Origin of the sequence: Emcibacter sp. SYSU 3D8 (assembly GCF_039655875.1) — a bacterium.
Classification (GTDB): domain Bacteria; phylum Pseudomonadota; class Alphaproteobacteria; order SMXS01; family SMXS01; genus RI-34.
This window is the reverse complement of sequence record NZ_JBBYXK010000005.1, coordinates 76,252-94,465: the sequence shown is the minus strand read 5'-3', so window position 1 is coordinate 94,465 and position 18,214 is coordinate 76,252. Positions and strand designations below refer to the sequence as shown.

The 18,214-nt window shown below is 64.6% G+C and carries 19 protein-coding genes; 14 read left to right on the top strand and 5 right to left on the bottom strand.

Features of this window, described 5'->3' with window-relative positions:
• Window positions 1-37 precede the first annotated feature (37 nt).
• From WJU21_RS16435 to WJU21_RS16405, 7 genes are all read left to right on the top strand, one after another.
• On the top strand, window positions 38-427 hold the full coding sequence (locus tag WJU21_RS16435; protein ID WP_346324547.1) for an EthD domain-containing protein: 390 nt from the start codon (window positions 38-40) through the stop codon (window positions 425-427).
• Window positions 428-469: 42 nt separating this feature from the next.
• Entirely contained in the window at window positions 470-1,489 is a 1,020-nt protein-coding gene (locus WJU21_RS16430; RefSeq protein ID WP_346324546.1) for an NADP-dependent oxidoreductase, read from the top strand.
• A 15-nt stretch (window positions 1,490-1,504) separates the two neighbouring features.
• Window positions 1,505-1,795: a putative quinol monooxygenase gene (locus tag WJU21_RS16425; RefSeq protein ID WP_346324545.1), complete on the top strand. Its 291-nt coding sequence runs from the start codon at window positions 1,505-1,507 to the stop codon at window positions 1,793-1,795.
• On the top strand, window positions 1,792-2,130 hold the full coding sequence (locus tag WJU21_RS16420) for a DUF1491 family protein (protein WP_346324731.1): 339 nt from the start codon (window positions 1,792-1,794) through the stop codon (window positions 2,128-2,130). The genes WJU21_RS16425 and WJU21_RS16420 overlap by 4 nt, the downstream gene beginning before the upstream one ends.
• A 66-nt stretch (window positions 2,131-2,196) precedes the next feature.
• Window positions 2,197-2,601, top strand: a complete 405-nt coding sequence (locus WJU21_RS16415; protein WP_346324544.1) for a DUF3775 domain-containing protein — start codon at window positions 2,197-2,199, stop codon at window positions 2,599-2,601.
• Between the two features lie 113 nt (window positions 2,602-2,714).
• Entirely contained in the window at window positions 2,715-3,959 is a 1,245-nt protein-coding gene (locus tag WJU21_RS16410) for a dicarboxylate/amino acid:cation symporter (RefSeq protein ID WP_346324543.1), read from the top strand.
• Between the two features lie 317 nt (window positions 3,960-4,276).
• Window positions 4,277-5,815 carry an acetolactate synthase large subunit gene (locus WJU21_RS16405; protein WP_346324542.1) on the top strand — a complete coding sequence of 513 codons (1,539 nt, stop codon included), beginning with the start codon at window positions 4,277-4,279 and terminating at the stop codon, window positions 5,813-5,815.
• A 79-nt stretch (window positions 5,816-5,894) separates the two neighbouring features.
• Here the strand turns inward: WJU21_RS16405 and WJU21_RS16400 are convergent, their stop codons facing one another.
• Window positions 5,895-7,244, bottom strand: coding sequence for an aromatic ring-hydroxylating dioxygenase subunit alpha (locus WJU21_RS16400; protein WP_346324541.1), 1,350 nt, complete (start codon window positions 7,242-7,244; stop codon window positions 5,895-5,897).
• A 218-nt stretch (window positions 7,245-7,462) separates the two neighbouring features.
• Between WJU21_RS16400 and WJU21_RS16395 the strand changes: the two genes are divergently transcribed.
• From WJU21_RS16395 to WJU21_RS16375, 5 genes are all read left to right on the top strand, one after another.
• Window positions 7,463-8,443, top strand: a complete 981-nt coding sequence (locus WJU21_RS16395; RefSeq protein ID WP_346324540.1) for an NADPH:quinone oxidoreductase family protein — start codon at window positions 7,463-7,465, stop codon at window positions 8,441-8,443.
• 20 nt (window positions 8,444-8,463) lie between these two features.
• Entirely contained in the window at window positions 8,464-9,060 is a 597-nt protein-coding gene (locus WJU21_RS16390; protein WP_346324539.1) for an HD domain-containing protein, read from the top strand.
• 9 nt (window positions 9,061-9,069) lie between these two features.
• Window positions 9,070-10,056: an NADPH:quinone oxidoreductase family protein gene (locus WJU21_RS16385; protein WP_346324538.1), complete on the top strand. Its 987-nt coding sequence runs from the start codon at window positions 9,070-9,072 to the stop codon at window positions 10,054-10,056.
• On the top strand, window positions 10,049-10,732 hold the full coding sequence (locus WJU21_RS16380) for an NUDIX hydrolase (RefSeq protein WP_346324537.1): 684 nt from the start codon (window positions 10,049-10,051) through the stop codon (window positions 10,730-10,732). The genes WJU21_RS16385 and WJU21_RS16380 overlap by 8 nt, the downstream gene beginning before the upstream one ends.
• 148 nt (window positions 10,733-10,880) lie before the next feature.
• Window positions 10,881-13,526, top strand: coding sequence for a bifunctional acetate--CoA ligase family protein/GNAT family N-acetyltransferase (locus tag WJU21_RS16375; protein WP_346324536.1), 2,646 nt, complete (start codon window positions 10,881-10,883; stop codon window positions 13,524-13,526).
• Between the two features lie 30 nt (window positions 13,527-13,556).
• On the opposite strand, the gene WJU21_RS16370 is transcribed toward WJU21_RS16375, so the two are convergent.
• Both WJU21_RS16370 and WJU21_RS16365 read right to left on the bottom strand, forming a co-directional pair.
• A complete protein-coding gene (locus tag WJU21_RS16370) occupies window positions 13,557-14,381 on the bottom strand; it encodes a universal stress protein (RefSeq protein ID WP_346324535.1) in 825 nt (274 codons plus the stop codon).
• A gap of 89 nt (window positions 14,382-14,470) precedes the next feature.
• Complete coding sequence (locus WJU21_RS16365) at window positions 14,471-15,085, bottom strand: ABC transporter substrate-binding protein (RefSeq protein ID WP_346324534.1); 615 nt, start codon at window positions 15,083-15,085, stop codon at window positions 14,471-14,473.
• Window positions 15,086-15,256: 171 nt separating this feature from the next.
• Between WJU21_RS16365 and WJU21_RS16360 the strand changes: the two genes are divergently transcribed.
• Window positions 15,257-15,832, top strand: a complete 576-nt coding sequence (locus tag WJU21_RS16360) for a hypothetical protein (protein ID WP_346324533.1) — start codon at window positions 15,257-15,259, stop codon at window positions 15,830-15,832.
• A 4-nt stretch (window positions 15,833-15,836) separates the two neighbouring features.
• On the opposite strand, the gene WJU21_RS16355 is transcribed toward WJU21_RS16360, so the two are convergent.
• Window positions 15,837-16,604: an NAD kinase gene (locus WJU21_RS16355; RefSeq protein ID WP_346324532.1), complete on the bottom strand. Its 768-nt coding sequence runs from the start codon at window positions 16,602-16,604 to the stop codon at window positions 15,837-15,839.
• A 25-nt stretch (window positions 16,605-16,629) separates the two neighbouring features.
• The gene (gene moaA, locus WJU21_RS16350) at window positions 16,630-17,619 is read right to left on the bottom strand and encodes a GTP 3',8-cyclase MoaA (RefSeq protein ID WP_346324531.1); all 990 of its coding nucleotides are present in this window, start codon (window positions 17,617-17,619) and stop codon (window positions 16,630-16,632) included.
• Between the two features lie 82 nt (window positions 17,620-17,701).
• On the opposite strand from moaA, the gene WJU21_RS16345 reads away from it, so the two are divergent.
• A complete protein-coding gene (locus WJU21_RS16345; RefSeq protein ID WP_346324530.1) occupies window positions 17,702-18,196 on the top strand; it encodes an N-acetyltransferase family protein in 495 nt (164 codons plus the stop codon).
• The last annotated feature ends 18 nt before the right edge of the window (window positions 18,197-18,214 follow it).

The following is an 18,214-nucleotide window of genomic DNA, read 5'->3' as shown; positions in this document are numbered from 1 at the left end:
CTGGCAGCCAATGCCAACACGCCAAACGGGGAACGTCATGCTCAAACTCACCTTCTGCCTGCGGCGGCAGGACCATCTCAGCCGCGAGGAATTCCAGCGCTATTGGTACGAAAACCACGGCCGGCTCGGCCAGCGGCTGATGCAGCACATCGGCATGGTCCGCTACGTGCAGACCCACACCTCCGACAATCCGCTCAACAAATTGTTTGTCGACGACCGCGGCGCGCCCGAGCCCTATGACGGCGTCGCCGAGGCATGGTGGCCCAGCCTGGAGTTCCTGCAGGAGCGGATGCAGGACCCGGCGGCGCAGGCCGCCATGGCCGAGGCGGTCGAGGACGAGGCGCGGTTCATCGATTTCGCCCGCTCGCCGATCTGGCTGGGTGAGGAGCGCGTGATCATCGACAACGGCAAGCCTGTTCCTTATTGAGGGTTGGCCGTATTGATGGCGGACACTTTCGCGGAGGATGTGATGGCCGAGACCAATCGTGAATGGCTGCTGGTGCAGCGGCCCGAGGGCGAGCCGAAGGCAAGCGATTACCAGTGGCTCGAGAGCGCGGTGCCCGAACCGGGTCCGGGCGAGTTTCTGGTCCGCATCCTCTATGCCGCAATGGACCCGGCAATTCGCGGCTGGATGGATGCCGGCGGCAATTATGCGCCGCCAATTCCGCTAGGCTCGCCGGTTCGCTCGGTGGTGCTCGGCAAGGTGGTCAAGTCGAACGTCGACGCCCATCCGGTCGGTCAGATCGTCTCCGGCCTGGGCGCCTGGGCCGATTATGTGGTGGCCAAGCCGGGCATGCTCGGCCCCGTGCCCGTCGACTGGGGGCATGATCTCACCACCTATCTGCACCCGCTTGGCGCGGTCGGCGCCACCGCCTATTACGGTCTGTTCGAGATCGGCCGGCTTAAGGATGGCGAGAATCTGCTGGTCTCCGGTGCGGCGGGCGGCGTGGGCTCGCTGGTCGGCCAGATGGGCAAGATCAAGGGGTGCAAGGTGGTCGGCATCGCCGGCGGCGCGGAAAAATGCCGCTGGCTGACCGAGGAACTGGGCTTCGATGCGGCGATCGACTATCGCGCGACCACAGACCTGTCGGGCGAGATCGGCAAACACTTCCCGGATGGTTTCGACGTCTATTTCGAGAATGTCGGCGGGCCGACCCTCGAGGCGGCCATGGACAACATGGCGCTACACGCCCGCATCGCCATCTGCGGCATGATCTCGGCCTACAATGACAGCCACAATCCGCCGCCCGGTCCGCGCAACATGTGGAATATCCTGGTCAAGCGCGCCCACGTGGAAGGGTTGCTGGTGTCGGATTATTTCCACCGGGTCATGCCCGGCTACGAGCAGATCAACGACTGGATCAAGGCCGGCAAGCTGAAGTTCAAGGTCGACGTCCGTGAGGGCCTCGAGCATGCGCCGGACGTATTCAACAAGCTGTTCAGCGGCAGCCACGACGGCAAGCTGCTGCTGAAGATCAGCGACGCCTGACAGGAGGAAAGCATCATGTTCGCACAGATCGTCAAGGTTCGGGTCAAACCGGGCAAGGAAATGGAATTCGCCGCCGTTGGCCGCACCATGAGCGGTGTGGTCGAAGCCAACGAGCCGGAAACGGTGGTCTACAAGCTGTTCCGCACCGAGGACCCGCTGGAGTTCATCATGATCGAAATCTACCAGAACGAAGCGGCGCTCCAGGCGCACCGCGATACGCCGCACGTGGCCTCGGTCCTGCCGCGCCTCGGCGGCGTGGTCGACGGCGCGCCGCAGGTCCAGAAGCTGTACGAGGTCGAGCTCTGAGCCAGCCGCGCCTCAACGCCAAATTCTGGGTCCAGGCATATATCAGGCTGTGCGAGATCAGCGCCATTCCCGCCATGGTCGTCCGCCACGGTGACGACACGGCGGGCACGGTGCTGATCAAGCTCTATCAGCACGGCATCGGCTCGACCGTGTTCGAACGCACGGTCGACATGGATGGCAACCGGGCGTGGCTGCGCGCCACGGGGCCGGACCCGATCCCGGACCACGAGGCCGACGCCTTCATCGCCAAACAGGCGAAGTTCGATCCGGACCTGTGGGTAGTCGAGGTCGAATCCCGCGACGGGAGCCATCTTCTGGACGACCCCATTATCTGAGGCGTTCCGGCTGGAACCTTTGCGCGGTATACCTATTTACCGTCACGTGCATGGTTGGAGGGTTCCATGGAATCACTGAGCGTCGGCGTCGTTTCCTACATCATCGTCAAGGCCCGAGAATTCGACGTGAAGGTCGATCCCGTCGAGGAAAATCCGGGATCGGACGAAGCCGATGACGGCGAGCGCATCATTCTCGAGGATTTTGCGGACGACCCCACCTACCAGGAACTGCATGAGGCGATCGAGGATCTGGACGACGACGCGGCCTATGAACTGGTCGCGTTGATGTGGGTCGGCCGCGGCACCTACGATGCCGAGGATTGGGAAGAGGCGGTGGAAACCGCGAAGCAGGAAGCGACCAACGCCACCGCCGATTACCTGATCGGCACGCCCCAGCTGGGTGATTTCCTGGAAGACGGGCTGGCGTCGATGGGTCTGGAATTCGACCCGGATGCCTTGCGCCACCTGTAAGGCGGACGACCGCCAGCCGCAGTCGTTGACCAGCCCCGGCCTGCCGTTACACTGAACATTACCGGCGGTAGGCCATTCGTTACCCGCCGCAAAACCAGCACCGGGGGAACGACGTGGGCCACAAGCACGCCAAAATCATTCTTTATGCGATCGCCACCGGTGTCGTTCTGGGCGCCCTTCTCGGGTGGTTTTCGCCGGCGGCGGGCATGTCGCTGAAATGGATGGGCGACCTTTTCCTGACCATGCTGAAGATGCTGATCGTGCCGCTGATCTTTGCGGCCGTGCTGTCGGGCGTCACGGCGCTGGGCGACATCAGGAAGCTGGGGCGGATCGGCGGTCTGACCGTCGGTTATTTCCTGGTGACGACCTGCATCGCCGTCGTCATCGGCCTGATCGTCGTCAACGTCATCCAGCCGGGCGTCGGCATTGCCCTTGGCGACGGGACCATCCCGGAGCAGGTCGCTTCCAAGGCCGATATGGGGCCGACCGATATCCTGTTCCAGATCGTCCAGCCGAATCTGGTCGATGCGGCGGCCAAGACGAACCTGCTGCCCCTCATCCTGTTCGCGCTCTTGCTTGGCGCTGCACTGACCACCGTGGGACGGCGCGGTGCGCATGTCATCGAATTCTTCGACGGCATCAACGAGGCCATGATGAAGCTGGTCGTCTGGCTGATGTATCTGGCGCCGCTGGGCATTTTTGCACTGGTGGCGGCCCGGCTGGGCACGGCGCAACTGCATGGCGGGTTCCTGGCCGAGGTAGGTGCCGTGGGCCTGCATGTCCTCACGGTGCTGTCGGCATTGTCCATTCACTTCGTTGTCCTGTTGCTGATCCTGTTCTTCGTCGCCGGACGGGGCTGGCGCTATCTCGCCGGGCTGTTGCGCGCGCTGCTGACCGCCTTCGGCACCGCCAGTTCCTCGGCAACCATGCCGCTGACCCTGGAATGCGCACGGCAAGAGGGGGTCGACCCGCGCGCGGTGCGCTTCGTCATTCCCCTGGGCACCACCGTCAACATGAACGGTACGGCGCTGTACGAGGCGTGCGCCGCCATGTTCATCGCCCAGGCCTACGGTGTGCCGCTGGGCCTTGAGCATCAGGTGATCATCGTCATCACCGCGACGCTGGCGGCGATCGGCGCAGCGGGCATCCCGGAAGCCGGGCTGGTCACCATGGTGATCGTGCTGAATGCAGTGGGCCTGCCGCTGGAGGGCATCGGCCTGCTGCTGACGGTCGACTGGTTCCTCGACCGGTTCCGCACCTCGGTCAATGTCTGGGGTGATGCCGTGGGCGCGGCGGTGGTCGGGCGCTATCTGCCCGATGTGGTCGACGACCCGGCGCTTGAAGGCGACAAGCTGTAGTCATCAAAATTATGAGAATGAATCGCAAAAAAGTGTTGCAAGCGATTCTCAGGTGAAGTACATCTGTCTTCAGTTGAGAGCCACTCGCAAGTTCCGGCTGGGACGCGCTGGTGAGGGAATGACACCGGATACGGGTCATGCGCTCCCCCTCACCAGCGCCCCTACCGCAGGACAAGCGCACCGCGATCCCCGTGACGTCAGCAATGACGTCTCCTGAGCGAGCCCGCCGACTCCTCCCCGTGTCGGCGGGCTTATTCCGTTGACCGTCCTGCCTTGCCCGCTAGAGTCTGCCCTCCAATCCGAGGGGGAGCCGCCATATGAACGGTGCGGAAGCACTGGTCGCCGCCGCGATCAGCGAAGGCATCGAGGTCTGTTTCGCCAATCCGGGCACCACCGAGATGCCGCTGGTACTGGCGCTCGACGCGGTGCCGGGGATTCGCGGCATCCTGTGCCTGCACGAGAACGTGGCAACCGGCGCGGCCGACGGATATGGCCGCATGACCCGTAACCCGGCCATGTGCCTGCTTCACCTGGGACCCGGCCTCGCCAACGGCCTCACCAACCTGCACAACGCCAAGCGGGCGTTCACGCCGGTGCTGAATGTCATCGGCGAACATGCTAGCTGGCACCTGCCGGCCGACCCGCTGCTCGCCACCCATATCGAATGGATCGCCCGTACGGTCAGCGACTACGTGAAGGAGAATCTGGGCGCGACCACCGTGGCCATGGACCTGGCCGGCGCGGTCGAGGGCGCCAGGCAGAACGGGGGCCGCGTCGCCACCTTGACCGTGGCCCATGATTCCCAGCTCGGCGATGCCGGAACGGCAATCCCGGCGCGCCGGCCCGATCCGGTGAAGACCTTTTCGTCGGGCAATGTCATCCATGCCGCCAAGGCGCTGGCCACCAGCCGATGCGCCATCCTGCTGGGCGCCGAGGGTCTGTCGGCCGAGGGTATCGAACTGGCCGGCCGCATTGCCGCCGCGACCGACGCCGACCTGCTCTGCGACAGTTTCTTCGCCCGCATGGAGCGGGGCGGCGGCCTGCCTCATGTGGCCAAGGTCCCGTATTTTCCCGACGAGGCGATCGCGCTGTTGCAGCGCTACAAACACGTCATCGTCGCGGGCACGCGTCGGCCGGTGGCGTTCTTCGGCTATCCGGGCATTCCCAGCCATGTCATCACCGAGGCGCAGGCCATCACCCTGGCGTCACCGCTCGAGGATACGCTCGGTGCGCTCGGTGCGCTCGCCGTCGAGGTAAACGCGCCCGGCGATATTGCACCGGAATCCGGCACCCGGCCGGACATGCCGTCCGGTCCGCTCGATGCCCAGTCGGTCGCCGCGATCATCGCCCGGCAGCAGCCGGAGAACTGCATCATGATGGACGAGGCACTGACCGTCGGCGTCCATTATTTCGAGGCGTCGCGCCATGCGCCGCGCTTTACCCACCTGATGCTGACCGGCGGCGCCATCGGCGAGGGCCCTGGCGCGGCGACGGGCGCGGCCATCGCCTGTCCGGACCGGAAAGTGATCAACTTTCAGTCCGACGGTTGCGGCGCCTATTCGGTGCAGGCGTTCTGGACCCAGGCCCGCGAGAATCTGGACGTGGTGACCGTCATCGGCTCCAACCGCAGCTACAACATCCTCAACGTGGAACTGCAACGCGCCGGAATCACCGAGCCGGGCCCGATCGCACAATCCATGGCCGGCCTCGACAAGCCGTTCCTCGACTGGGTGAAGATCGGCGAGGGCTTCGGCGTGCCGTCCGTGGCGGTCGATACGGCAGACGATCTGGCGCGGGAGTTGGACAAGGCGCTGGCCGGGAAGGGGCCGCGCCTGATCGAAGCGATTATGGCCTGACTTCGATCTTCACAAACAAGTCTCGGGCGGACGAGGACATGCCCCGCCCGCCCGATCAGCGCTGGCTGATGCGCTGTGGTCAGCGTCCTGGCGGCTTGCCGTCCAGGTAGTCGTGCAGCACTTCGTGGAAACGCCGCACGCGGGTTTCCTGGTTGGCCAGGTAAGGCTCCTGATAGCCGCGCGAGCGCCAGCCGGCCTGCTGGCCTTCGGTCAGGCCCCAGTCCTGGAACACCACCGTGTCTTCCAGGTCCATGACGCCCCGGCCACCGTCGTAGTCGCGAACCTCAAGCTCGCCTTCCTTGAACTCGTAGGGCTTCGACGCGGTCCGGTGGACGTAATCGGTCTTGCCCTCGATCGGATAGGCCAGCATCCAGTAATCGAAATAGCACTTCTCCGGGTCACTCGGATGCGGCTCCCAGCGGAAGAACGACATGCCGTCGGGCGCCGCGCCGAAGGCGATGTTCGGGAACAGCACGCCGAACGGGCTTTCGGTCAGATCCTCGTCCGTCATGTTCTCGTATTGCACAAAGCCCTTTTCCTTCCAGAGTTTGCGCTTGGCCGCCTTCAGGTCCAGCCAGCCCTGCATGGCCATGGTCTCGTAGTCCGGATATTGGGCGGGATCGATGCCCCAGAAGCGCAGCGTGGCCTCGTAGGGATGTTCCTTGCCCTCGGGCACCCGGTCGCGCAGCGACGGCCGGCCCATCTGGATGATCCGGGCATGGCCCATGGGGAACATCTCGTAGCGCGAGGTGAAGTGGTCCTGGTCGATCACCGGCGGCACCTGGGGATGGGCGGTGCGGGTGTGGTAGGACTCGTTGAAATTGTCGCCCGCGAACTTCCAGTTGCAGTTCAGCGCCACGCGCACCTGGCGGATGCGCACCAGCGTCTCGAACGGGTGGTTCCTGTAGATATCCGGCAATGGCTCCAGGTACTTCAGCAGCGGCGGCGCGTCGTCGTCCATGGTGTACCAGATGAAACTGCCCCAGGTGTCGACCCGCACCTCGATCAGGCGGATCTTGCCGACCGGGTCGCCCTGCGGGAAGTCGTCGCGGTCGCAGGCGTCGAGCAGGCTGCCGTCGATGCTCCATTCCCAGCCGTGATACGGGCAGGTCCAGCTGTCCTGCGAGCCCTTGTCCCACACCAGCTTCTGGGCGCGGTGACCGCAGGCGTTGTAGAAGCCTTTCAGGCTGCCATCCTGCTGCTTCGCGATGATGACGGATTCGTGCATGAAATTGTGCACGATGTAATCGCCCGGTTCCTTGAGCTCATTCTCGCGGCCGGCGATGTGCCACACCTTGGTCCACAGGTGATCCCATTCCTTCTGCATCCACTCGCGCGAGTAGTAGCGGTCGGGTGTGATTGGATCGCCGCGCAGGTTACGGGGATCCTTGCCGTTCATGGCAAGTGGATGGGTGATGGTCTCGGTCATGGTTCACTTTTCCCCGAGCAACAACGATGAGGACCACGCGCCATTGCGATCCCGTGTGATTTGGTCGACCGATCAATAATGCTTGAGAGCCGCAGCGAATGCAAGAGGTGGAAGCGGCAGAAGTCGGAGAATCGGTGGCGCAGCGAGCATGAGCTTGCAACGTGCACACGTGCATGTATTTTGGCGTCCGAATGCCAAACTGAACGGGGATAGCGGTCATGAAAGCGGTTCTGTGCGACGAATACGGCACACCTGATGTCCTGAAGCTGGTCGACCTGCCGGCGCCGGAGATGAAGCCGGGCCATGTGCGCGTGCAGGTCCGCGCGGCCGGCGTGAACTTCCAGGACACGCTGATCATCAAGGGCACCTACCAGTTCAAGCCGCCCATGCCGTTCATTCCCGGCGGCGAGGCCGCCGGCGTGGTGACCGAGGTGGCCGACGACGTGACGGGGTTCGCCGTTGGCGATCACGTGCTGGCGCTCACCAGCTGGGGCAGCTTCTGCGAAGAAATCGTGGCCGCGGCCGATCGCTGCGTGAAGTTTCCCTCGGGCATGGACTTCGCCGAGGCCGCCGGCTTTCTGACCAATTTCGGCACCTCCTATCACGCGCTGGTCCACCGGGCGAATCTGCTCAAGGGCGAGACCTTGCTGGTGCTCGGCGCTGCGGGCGGCGTCGGCCTGGCTGCCGTTCAGATCGGCAAGGCGCTGGGTGCGACGGTGATCGCCGCAGCCTCCAGCGACGCCAAGCTGAAGATTGCCAGGGAGTCGGGCGCCGACCACCTGATCAACTATGCCGAGGGCGAGTACAAGGAAACGGTCAAGGAACTGACCGGCGGCAAGGGCGCCGACGTGATCTATGACGCGGTGGGCGGCGACTATTTCGACCAGGCGCTGCGCTGCATCAACTGGAACGGCCGCATTCTGGTCGTCGGTTTCGCCAGCGGCCGTATCCCGACGGCGCCGGTCAATCTGACCTTGCTGAAGGGCTGCTCCATCGTTGGCGTGTTCTATGGCCGATTCAAGCAGGAAGAGCCGGAGAAGAGCGAGCAGGCGATCACGGAGATCGTCGATTTGTATCGCCAGGGCAAACTGAAGCCCCATATATCGCGTCGTATGCCGCTGGAGCAGGCGAGGGAAGCCCTGAACCTGTTTGTCAATCGCGAGGCCGAGGGTAAGATCGTCCTCACAGCAGGCGCATGAAACAGCCGGGGAACGGAAATATGACGGATCATTCAGAGACTCAGGAACTGTCGCAGTTCACGCGCATGGACGAAGGCACCGCCGAGGATTGGGAAATCATCGGCCGTGAATACATGAAGATGGCGAGCGGCGTCGTCGACCGGGTCATCCAGCACATGAAGCTGCTGGACGGCGATTTCGGCGGCTTCCAGGTCGACCGCCTGACCCACAGCCTGCAGACCGCGACCCGCGCCCACCGCGACGGCAAGGATGAGGAATATGTGGTCTGCGCGCTGCTGCACGACATCGGCGACACGCTGGGCACCTACGCGCATGGCGCGGTGGCGGCGGCGATCCTGAAGCCGTTCATCTCCGAGGCGAACCGCTGGATGCTGGAAAATCACACCGATTTTCAGGGCTATTATTATTACGAGTTCGTCGGCCTCGACAAGAACCGGCGCGACAAGTTCATCGACAGCCCGTACTACGAGCAGACCAAGGAATTCATCGACAAGTACGACATGCCGGCGTTCGATCCCAAATACCCGACCATGACGCTCGAGGAATTCGAGCCGATGATGCGGCGGGTGATGCGCAAGACGCTCAAGTCCAAGATCGCGAAATACGCCGCCGAGTAAGCCAGCGCCATGCGCGCCTGGATCTGTCGCGAATTCAGCGACTACCATGACGTTGTGATCGGCACCGTCCCCGACCCGGTTCCCGGGCCGGGACAGGTGCTGCTCCAGCCGCGCGCGGCCTGCGTCACTTTTGTCGAGATGTTGCAGGTCCAGGGCCTGCACCAGCACAAACCCAGGACGCCGTTCATCCCGGGCGGTGAATGTTCCGGTGTGGTGCTGGCGGTGGGCGAGGGCGTCACCCGCTTCAAGCCCGGCGACAAGGTCATGGGCGGGGTGCGCTTCGGTGCCTATGCCGAACTGGCCGTGACCGACGAAACCATGATCAACCCGCTGCCCGCGGCGTTCGACTGGTACACCGGCGCCTCGTTCGGCAGCGCCTATCGCACTGCCTATGTGGGCATTGTCACCCGCGGCCAGATTCAGAAGGGCGAAACCCTGCTGGTTCACGCAGCCTCGGGCGGCGTCGGCCTTGCCGCGGTGGAGCTGGGCAAGATCCTCGGCTGCACCGTGATCGGCACCGGCGGCGACGACAGGCGGCTCGAGGTCGTGAAGAAGATGGGCGCGGATCACGTCATCAACTACCGGGATACGCCGCGCTTCCGTGACAGGGTCAAGGAACTCACCGGCGGTCGTGGCGCCGACGTGATCTACGATCCGGTTGGCGGCGACGTGTTCGACGAGTCGATCCGCTGTATCGCCACCTTCGGGCGGATCCTGATCATCGGATTCACCAGCGGGCGGATTCCCTCGCTGCCGGTGAACTATCCGCTGATCAAGCAATTCTCGGTGATCGGTGTACGCGCCGGAGAATATGGCCGCAAGAACCCGGAAGGCGGCCGGCAGGTGACGCGCGAGATGATGCGCATGGCCAATGAAGGCCTGTTCCACCCGCATGTTCACCAGGTGATGCCGTTCGAGGGCCTTGTCGATGCATTCGATGCGATCGCAGGGCGCAGCGTCGCCGGCCGGATCGTAATGGAGATATCCCGTGACTGAGGAAAAGCCGGTCGAAGCCTACAAGCTGAAGCCCAAGGATGCGGCGACGCTGCTGATCATCCGCGGCGGCGAGGAAGTGCTGATGGGCGTGCGCAGCGCCAGGCACGCCTTCATGCCGAACAAATACGTCTTTCCCGGCGGGCGCGTCGACCGTGCCGACGGCATGGTGCCGCGGCCCATCGACCTGCAGCCGGACGTGGCCGAGAAGCTGACGCGGGGCGCGCCGTCCGGCAACCGGGCGCGCGCGCTGGCCATGGCGGCGGTACGCGAGACCTTCGAGGAGGCGGGCATGATCCTGGGCGCCGAGCATGCGCCCATCCGCACCGGGTCGCCGAACTGGAAGCCGTTCTATGCCAGCGGCCTCGTGCCGGCACTCGACAAGCTGGAATATATTGCCCGCGCCATCACGCCGCCCGGCCGGCCGCGGCGCTTCGACACGCGCTTCCTGATGGTCGACGCCGACCATTTGCGCGGCGACATCGCAGGCAGTGGTGAACTGCTCAATCTCAATTGGGTGAAACTCAAGGACGCCCAGAGCCTCGATCTTCCCAATATCACCCGGCTGATCATCGAGATCGCGCGCCGCCGCATCCACGATGGCGAGCACCGGGGCGATAGCGCGAAGATCCCGTTCGTGCGCACCATCAACCGGCGTCACATCATCGGCGATCACTAGAAATCTCGGCGCCGGGACATCGCACCGGATACCGAGCCGCTCGCCTGCGGACTGATGGCCCCTTGTAGCGGTCAGGCCGCGGTTGTCGTCCATGTCATGCAAATGCTGCCGAGAGAGGCTAGCATGCCCCTGTGCTGAAGGGAGCGTCATGTCTGTTCGCAATCTAGACAAACTGTTTCGTCCCGGTTCCGTTGCCGTCATCGGCGCTACCGATCGGCCCTCGGCGGTCGGCGAGGTGGTGATGCGGAACATGCTCGCCGGTGGCTTCGGCGGCGCCATTTACCCGGTCAATCCCAAACGCGCCAGTCTCTTCGACCGGACCTGCTATCCGGACGTGGCAAGCCTTCCCGAGGCACCTGAACTTGCCGTCATCTGCACGCCGGCGGCGACCGTTCCCGGCCTGATCGCCGCACTGGGCGAGAAAGGGACGAAGGCGGCGGTGGTCATCACCGCCGGCGTCGACCGCGACGCCATGTTGAGCGCCGCCAAGCCGCACCTGTTGCGCATCCTGGGTCACAATTGCGTCGGCCTGCTGGTGCCGGGGATCGGGCTGAACGCCAGTTTCGCGCCCGGCACGCTCGATGCCGGACAGATCGCGTTCGTCTCCCAGTCGGGCGCCCTATGTACCGCGGTACTCGACTGGGCCGCCGAGCGCGGCATCGGCTTTTCCCACTTCGTCTCGCTGGGCAACAGCGCCGATGTGGATTTCGGCGATGTCATCGACTACCTGGCCCAGGATCCCGGGACAGATTCCATCCTGCTCTACATCGAATCGATCAGGCACGCGCGCAAGTTCCTCTCGGCATGCCGCGCGGCATCGCGGGCCAAGCCGATCATCGCCATCAAGGCCGGCCGCTACGGCCAGGGCGCAAAGGCCGCAGCCTCTCACACCGGCGCGCTGGCGGGGCGCGATGACGTCTATTCCGCGGCGCTCGCGCGGGGCGGCGTGCTGCGCGTCGATTCCACCGAGGATCTGTTCGAGGCGGTGGAAACGCTGGCCCGGGCTCGCAAACCCGCCGGCGATGGGCTTGTCATCCTCACGAATGGCGGCGGTCTCGGCGTGATGGCCGCCGATGCGTTCGCCGCGCGGGGCGGCACGCTCGCCGCGCTGTCCGAGGCGACCGTGGCCGCGCTCGACAAGGTGCTGCCGGCCACCTGGTCGCGGGCCAATCCGGTGGACATCATCGGTGACGCGCCCGGCGCTCGCTATGTGGATGCGCTCGATGTGTTGCTCGGCGCCCCCGAGGCCGATGCGCTGCTGGTCATGCATGCGCCGACCGGCATTACCTCCAGCGACGAGGTGGCGCGCGGCGTTGCCGCCAGGCTGGGCGGCGCCGACAAGACAATCCTGACGAACTGGATGGGGGGCAGGGTGGTCCGGCCCGCCCGTCAGTTGCTCGAGGACGCCGGCATGCCGTCGTTCGAGACGCCGGCGGCCGCGGTCAATGCGTTCACCCAACTCACCGGCTACCGCAAGCTGCAGGCGCTGCTCTATGAAACCCCCTCCGCCAATCCGGCCGACTTCACGCCTGATCTCGAGCGCGCACGAGCGGTGATCGGCGCGGTGCTCACCGATGGGCGCAGCCTGATGACGGAATTCGAGGCCAAGGAACTACTCGATGCCTACGCCATCCCCATCGTCGTCACCAATGTTGCCCGCGATGCGGACGAGGCGGTAAGGCTGGCGGACGAGATGGGTTATCCGGTCGTGGTCAAGATTCTCTCGCGCGACATCAGCCACAAATCCGACGTGGGCGGCGTTGCCCTGAACCTGAAATCGGCCGACGCGGTGCGGGATGCGGTCCAGTCGATTACGGCACGGGTCGCCGAAATGCGCCCGGATGCAACGCTGGACGGCTTTACCGTGCAGCAGATGGTTGCGCGGCCGACGGCGCACGAATTGCTCGCGGGTTGCTTCGTCGACGATGTGTTCGGGCCGATCGTCATGTTCGGCCAGGGCGGTACCGCGGTCGAGGTGATCCGCGACCGGGCCGTTGCGCTGCCGCCGCTCAACATGACCATCGCCCGGCGCCTGATCGCGGAGACCCGAATCTCGCGCTTGCTCGAAGGTTACCGCGATCGGCCCCGGGCGGATATGGACGCGGTCTGCATGGTGCTGCTGAAACTGGCGCAGCTCATGAGCGACCTGCCGGAAGTCGCAGAACTCGACATCAATCCGCTGCTCGCCGACGATGAAGGCGTGACGGCGCTCGATGCAAGGGTCGTGGTGCATCCCGCCACGGGATCGGGCCTGGCGCGCCTTGCCATCCGGCCCTATCCGGACGGTCTTGAAGAGACGGTCTCGCTACGCTCGGGCGAAGCCGTGGTGCTGCGGCCGATCCGCCCGGAGGATGAGGCCGCGCATGACGCGTTCTTCCAGCGGCTCGATCAGGAGGATCTGCACCACCGCTTCTTCGGTGCGATCAAGCCGCCGGGGCACGAGACGCTCGCACGCCTGACGCAGATCGACTACGACCGCGAGATGTGCTTCATCGCCACGCGCGGGACGGCAGGCGAGGACGAGACGCTGGGCGTTGTCCGCGCCATCGCTGACCCCGACAATGAGCGCGCCGAATATGCCGTCATTGTCCGTTCCGACCTGAAGGGAACGGGGATCGGGCAGGCGCTGATGGAAAAGCTGATCCGCTATGCCCGCACGCGCGGCACGAAGGAATTGTGGGGCACGGTTCTTGCCGACAACAAAGCCATGCTTGATCTGGCATCACGCCTTGGCTTTCACGCACGCCCCGAAGGCGCCGGCGGCGTTGTGGCGACCACTCTTGTGCTGGCCTGAACGGGCAGGTGCGCCCGGGCGCTGGACGACCTAGTGCGACAGCAACAGCGGCAATTCCATGCCGCGCAGCAGGTCGCGGGTAACGCCCCCCAGGACCGTCTCGAACATGCGGGAATGGCCCCATGCGCCGCACACCAGCAGATCGGCGCCGAAATCCTTGGCCTCGAACACCAGTGCCGATCCGGGCGAGCCGTCGGCATCGGCAACGTGGTCGGCCTCGGCGTTGACGCCGTGGCGCGCCAGATGCTGGGCGATCTCGGCGCCGGGTATGTGGCGGCTGTCGTCGTCGCCGATGGTCAGGACCTTGACCGCATCGGCTTTCTCAAGGATCGGCAACGCGTCGTTGAGGGCGCGCGTCGCTTCCTTGCTGCTGTTCCAGCCGATGATGACGCGCTTGCCCACCGTCAGCGAAGCGCCGTGCCAGGGCACGACCATTACCGGTCGGCCGGCGGTCAGCACCAAATCACCTGGCAGGTTGTTCGCCGGGCCTATGGGCACGTCATCGCCGGTCCCCTGGGCCAGCAAGACGAGATCGGTGTAATGGGAATGCTGGGCGAATATGGCGCGAATGTCGCCTTCGTGGTAGCGCCACTCGGTTCGGATGCCGGTCGCGGCCTCGCGCGCCTTGATGCGCTCCTCGATCTTGCGGGCCGCTGCCCGCGCTTCGTCGATGTAGCTTTCCGCGATATTTGCCGGAACGTACGGCACCACGTAGGACGGCATCAGCATGTTTTCGATCACGCAGAGCGCCGTCAGCGATGCACCGTGGAGCTGCGCCAGTGAAAACGCCACGTCTTCGATTGACTGGCCAGCCTGACCTTCGAACGCGTGAAACAGAATATTGCGGATTGCCATAACCGTCTCCCCATCATGTGACCTATAGTCTCACTATAGGGCAGAATGACACCGCCGTCCCGAAAGGCAATTGATCCGGGTCAAGGACGCTACTTGCCGCCTTGCGCCGCTGTTCTGACGCCGATTGCCGCGATCAGGCCATCGAAGCCCTGGGTTCTCAGCACGTTGGCGAATTCCGAACGGCGCAGCGCGATTTCGCTGATACGGCCGCCCAGATAGAGGTCGGAGACCTTCCATGTCTCGCCGGTCTTGCGCATGACATAGTCGATGGGGATCGAGGCCTCTTGCGGAATCCGCACCTCGCTGTTGACGATCACCGCGCCTGAGGGGCCCGGCCGCTCACCGGTCACGGCCAGGGTCTGGCCGGTGAAGGACTTGAAGCGGCTGGCATAGATCGCGCAAAGGTACTGTTTGAACTTGGCCACATAGGCCGTGCGCTGCTCGTCGCTCCAGCTGTTCCAGACGCTGCGGCCGATGGCCATGGCGCTTTGCAGTTTCACGTCCATCCTGGCCTCGAGAACGGGGCACAGCGCATCGACCCGCTTGTCGAACGGCTGGCCGCTGGTCTTCTTGAGAATCCCGATCATCCCGGTCTGCAACTCGTCGACGGCGGCCTGGGCCGAGCCAGGCGTCAACGAGGCCTCTGCCCGGGCGCCCGGAACGAACAAAGCCGCGAAAAGCAGCGCGGCGATTACAGATTTCAACCGGATAGCCTCCTGAACATGGACGACGCAGGCGCGTCGCCGTTGGGAATATAGGGGCAGGCAAGCCGCATCGCAAAGCCCGCGTGGAAGCCCACCTTTTTGACAAAAACGGCTTATTGCGCCAGCCTGTCGGCTTCTTCGAATATAGTGGCGCGCTTGGGGGAATGAACGGTGCTTGCCTGGAAAAGGTTTCTGGTCGTCCTGCCCGTCTTCGCGATCCTGCACCTGACCGCGACCGGTGCTGTGCCTCTGGCCGAAGGTTTCCGCACATTGTGGCGGCCGGGCGCATATGACGAAATTCTTCTGCTGGCGAGTTTTCCGGCGGGTTACGCCATGGGCGCAGCGGTGGGCATGACGGCCGCGCCCGGGACGACACGGCTGGCCCTGGCGCTGTCGCTGATCCTGTCCATCCTTGGCCTGTACTGGTTCGCCGAGTGGGCCGGCGACTATACGGACGGCGCGGCGGCGCTGACGCTGACCGGCCTGGCCGCCGGTGTCGCCATGCCTGCGGCTGCCCGCGTACTCTGCCTGAACCGCAATATCGCTGGCGGCATCATCATGGCGCTGCTGGTGGCCGCTGCCTGGTGGCTGTCGGTGCCATTCGTCGAGTTCTTCAAGCACGGCCTGCCGATCGGCGGCACGCCTGGCTGGACCGGACCATATTATGCCCAGGGCGCCTTGTGTGTGTTCTGGCTGCCGCTCGTGCTGTTTGCCGGCGGCGACCGCGGGCCGGGACGGCGACGTTAGTGGCTCAGGCCTCGAACTGCTCGGCCAGGATGCGCTCGGCGAGATTGTGGCCGGGGTCGTAGAGCAGCCTCAGGGTCAGGTTCCGGTCCTCCTGCACCTCGACGCGAGAGACGTCCCTCACTTCAAGGTTGTCGGCGGTCGCGCTGACCGGCCGTTCGGCGGGGTCGTCGACGATGAATTCGACATGGGCATCGTGCGGCAGCAGGGCGCCGCGCCAGCGGCGCGGCCGGAAGGCGCTGATCGGCGTCAGGCACAGGATGTCGGAATCGATCGGCACGATGGGCCCGTGCGCAGACAGATTATAGGCGGTGCTGCCGGCGGGCGTGGCAACCAGAATGCCGTCGCAGACCAGTTCCGTCATGCGCGGCTTGCCGTCGATCTGGATGGCCAGCTTGGCCGCCTGATAGGTCTGGCGCAGCAGCGAGACCTCGTTGATGGCAAGCGCCTCGGTGTACGAGCCGTCGATGGCGTGCGCCCGCATGCGCAGCGGGTGCAATTCCACCAGCTCGGCCGCCTCGATGCGCTCCAGCAGGTCATCTTCCGCGTAGTCGTTCATCAGAAAGCCCAGCGAGCCGGCGTTCATGCCGTAGACCGGCAGCCCATGCTTGAGCACGCTGTGCAGGGTGCGCAGCATGAAACCGTCGCCGCCCAAAGCGACGATCACGTCGGCGTCGGCGACCGGCACGCTTCTGTAGCGCGCCGACAGGGTGCGCAGGATGGCCTGTGCCTTGGGCGTGGGGTTGGCGGCGAACGCGACGGCTGGTTTGGTCATGGGACTTTCGGAAGGTGGAACGGCGTCAGCCGCCGGTCACGCTCATATGGCGCGATAGGGCCGGCGTCTGGCGGCGCCGGTCTATCACGAAATCATGACCTTTCGGCTTCCGTCCGATCGCCTCGTCAATAGCGTCGTTGAGGGCCGTGTCATCTGTATCGGCACGCAGCGCCGTCCGCAGGTCGGCCGAATCCTCCTGGCCCAGGCACATATACAGCATGCCCGTGCAGGTCACGCGCACCCGGTTGCAGGATTCGCAGAAATTGTGGGTCAGCGGCGTGATGAAGCCGACACGCTGGCCGGTTTCGGCAAGCGTCACGTAGCGCGCCGGCCCACCCGTCGTGTGGCTGGATTCCAGCATGGTGTGGCGTTGGCCGATCTGTGCCTTTACCAGCGACAGCGGCAGGTAGTTGTCGACCCGGGCGACATCCACCTCGCCCAGGGGCATGGTCTCGATAAAGGTGAGGTCGAAGCCTTCCCGGCCGGCCCAGCCGATCAGGTCGAGCACTTCGTCGTCATTCACGCCGCGCAGCGCCACGGTGTTGATCTTGATCTGCAGGCCGGCGTCCCGGGCCGCGCGCAACCCTTCCTGCACCTGCGCCAGCTTGCCCCAGCGGGTGATGCGGGTGAATTTTTCCGGGTCGAGCGTGTCGACCGACACATTGATCCGCTTGACGCCGGCCTCGACCAGATCACCCGCATATTTTGCAAGTTGACTGCCGTTGGTGGTCAGCGTCAGTTCGTCGAGCGCGCCGGTCCGCAGGTGGCGTCCCAGCGACCGGATCAGCGTCATGATATCGCGCCGCACCAGCGGCTCACCGCCGGTCAGACGCAGCTTGCGCACGCCCTTGCCGATGAACGCGGTGCACAGCCGGTCCAGCTCCTCCAGCGACAGCACGTCCGACTTGGGCAGGAACGTCATGTCCTCGGCCATGCAGTAGACACAGCGAAAATCGCATCGGTCGGTCACCGATACGCGAAGGTAGCTGATGTGCCGGCCGAAGGGGTCGATCACGGTTGGTTCCCTGTTCCCATCAAGGTTCCTTATATAGCAGGATACCTGCAGGAATTAAGGGCTTTCGGCGAGAGGGTACCGCGTGGACGTCAAGATCGAGAACGCCCTGGCCGACGATCTGCCCGCCATCGCTGTCATCCTCAACGAGGCCATCGAGAACACGACGTCGGTCTGGTACGACGAACCGCGTACGCGGGACTGGATGGACGCATGGTTCGAACTCAAGCGTCTGAAGGGCTGGCCGGTGCTGGTGGCGCGCGGCGAGGGGCGGGTGCTCGGCTACGCCAGCTATGGAGAATTCCGCCCGCACACCGGATATCGGGGCACCCGGGAACATTCGGTGTATGTGGACGGCTCGGTCCGGGGCATGGGGATCGGCCGCATGCTGCTGGGTACTCTGATAGCGCGTGCCAGGGATAACGGTGTTCACATATTGGTCGGCGGCATCGCCGACGAGAACGCGGCCAGCATCGCGCTCCACCGGTCCCTGGGTTTCAGCGAAGTCGCGCGGATGCCGGAAGTGGGCCAGAAATTCGACAGATGGCTGACCTTGGTGTTGATGCAGAAGATTTTATAGAAGGCACAAGCCACTGTA

Bases quoted from the DNA above. Each gene is read 5' to 3' on its own strand.
- WJU21_RS16435 (WP_346324547.1), top strand. From the start codon at position 38: ATGCTCAAACTCACCTTCTGCCTGCGGCGGCAGGACCATCTCAGCCGC.
- WJU21_RS16430 (WP_346324546.1), top strand. From the start codon at position 470: ATGGCCGAGACCAATCGTGAATGGCTGCTGGTGCAGCGGCCCGAGGGC.
- WJU21_RS16425 (WP_346324545.1), top strand. From the start codon at position 1,505: ATGTTCGCACAGATCGTCAAGGTTCGGGTCAAACCGGGCAAGGAAATG.
- WJU21_RS16415 (WP_346324544.1), top strand. From the start codon at position 2,197: ATGGAATCACTGAGCGTCGGCGTCGTTTCCTACATCATCGTCAAGGCC.
- WJU21_RS16405 (WP_346324542.1), top strand. From the start codon at position 4,277: ATGAACGGTGCGGAAGCACTGGTCGCCGCCGCGATCAGCGAAGGCATC.
- WJU21_RS16400 (WP_346324541.1), bottom strand. From the start codon at position 7,244: ATGACCGAGACCATCACCCATCCACTTGCCATGAACGGCAAGGATCCC.
- WJU21_RS16395 (WP_346324540.1), top strand. From the start codon at position 7,463: ATGAAAGCGGTTCTGTGCGACGAATACGGCACACCTGATGTCCTGAAG.
- WJU21_RS16390 (WP_346324539.1), top strand. From the start codon at position 8,464: ATGACGGATCATTCAGAGACTCAGGAACTGTCGCAGTTCACGCGCATG.
- WJU21_RS16385 (WP_346324538.1), top strand. From the start codon at position 9,070: ATGCGCGCCTGGATCTGTCGCGAATTCAGCGACTACCATGACGTTGTG.
- WJU21_RS16375 (WP_346324536.1), top strand. From the start codon at position 10,881: ATGTCTGTTCGCAATCTAGACAAACTGTTTCGTCCCGGTTCCGTTGCC.
- WJU21_RS16370 (WP_346324535.1), bottom strand. From the start codon at position 14,381: ATGGCAATCCGCAATATTCTGTTTCACGCGTTCGAAGGTCAGGCTGGC.
- WJU21_RS16355 (WP_346324532.1), bottom strand. From the start codon at position 16,604: ATGACCAAACCAGCCGTCGCGTTCGCCGCCAACCCCACGCCCAAGGCA.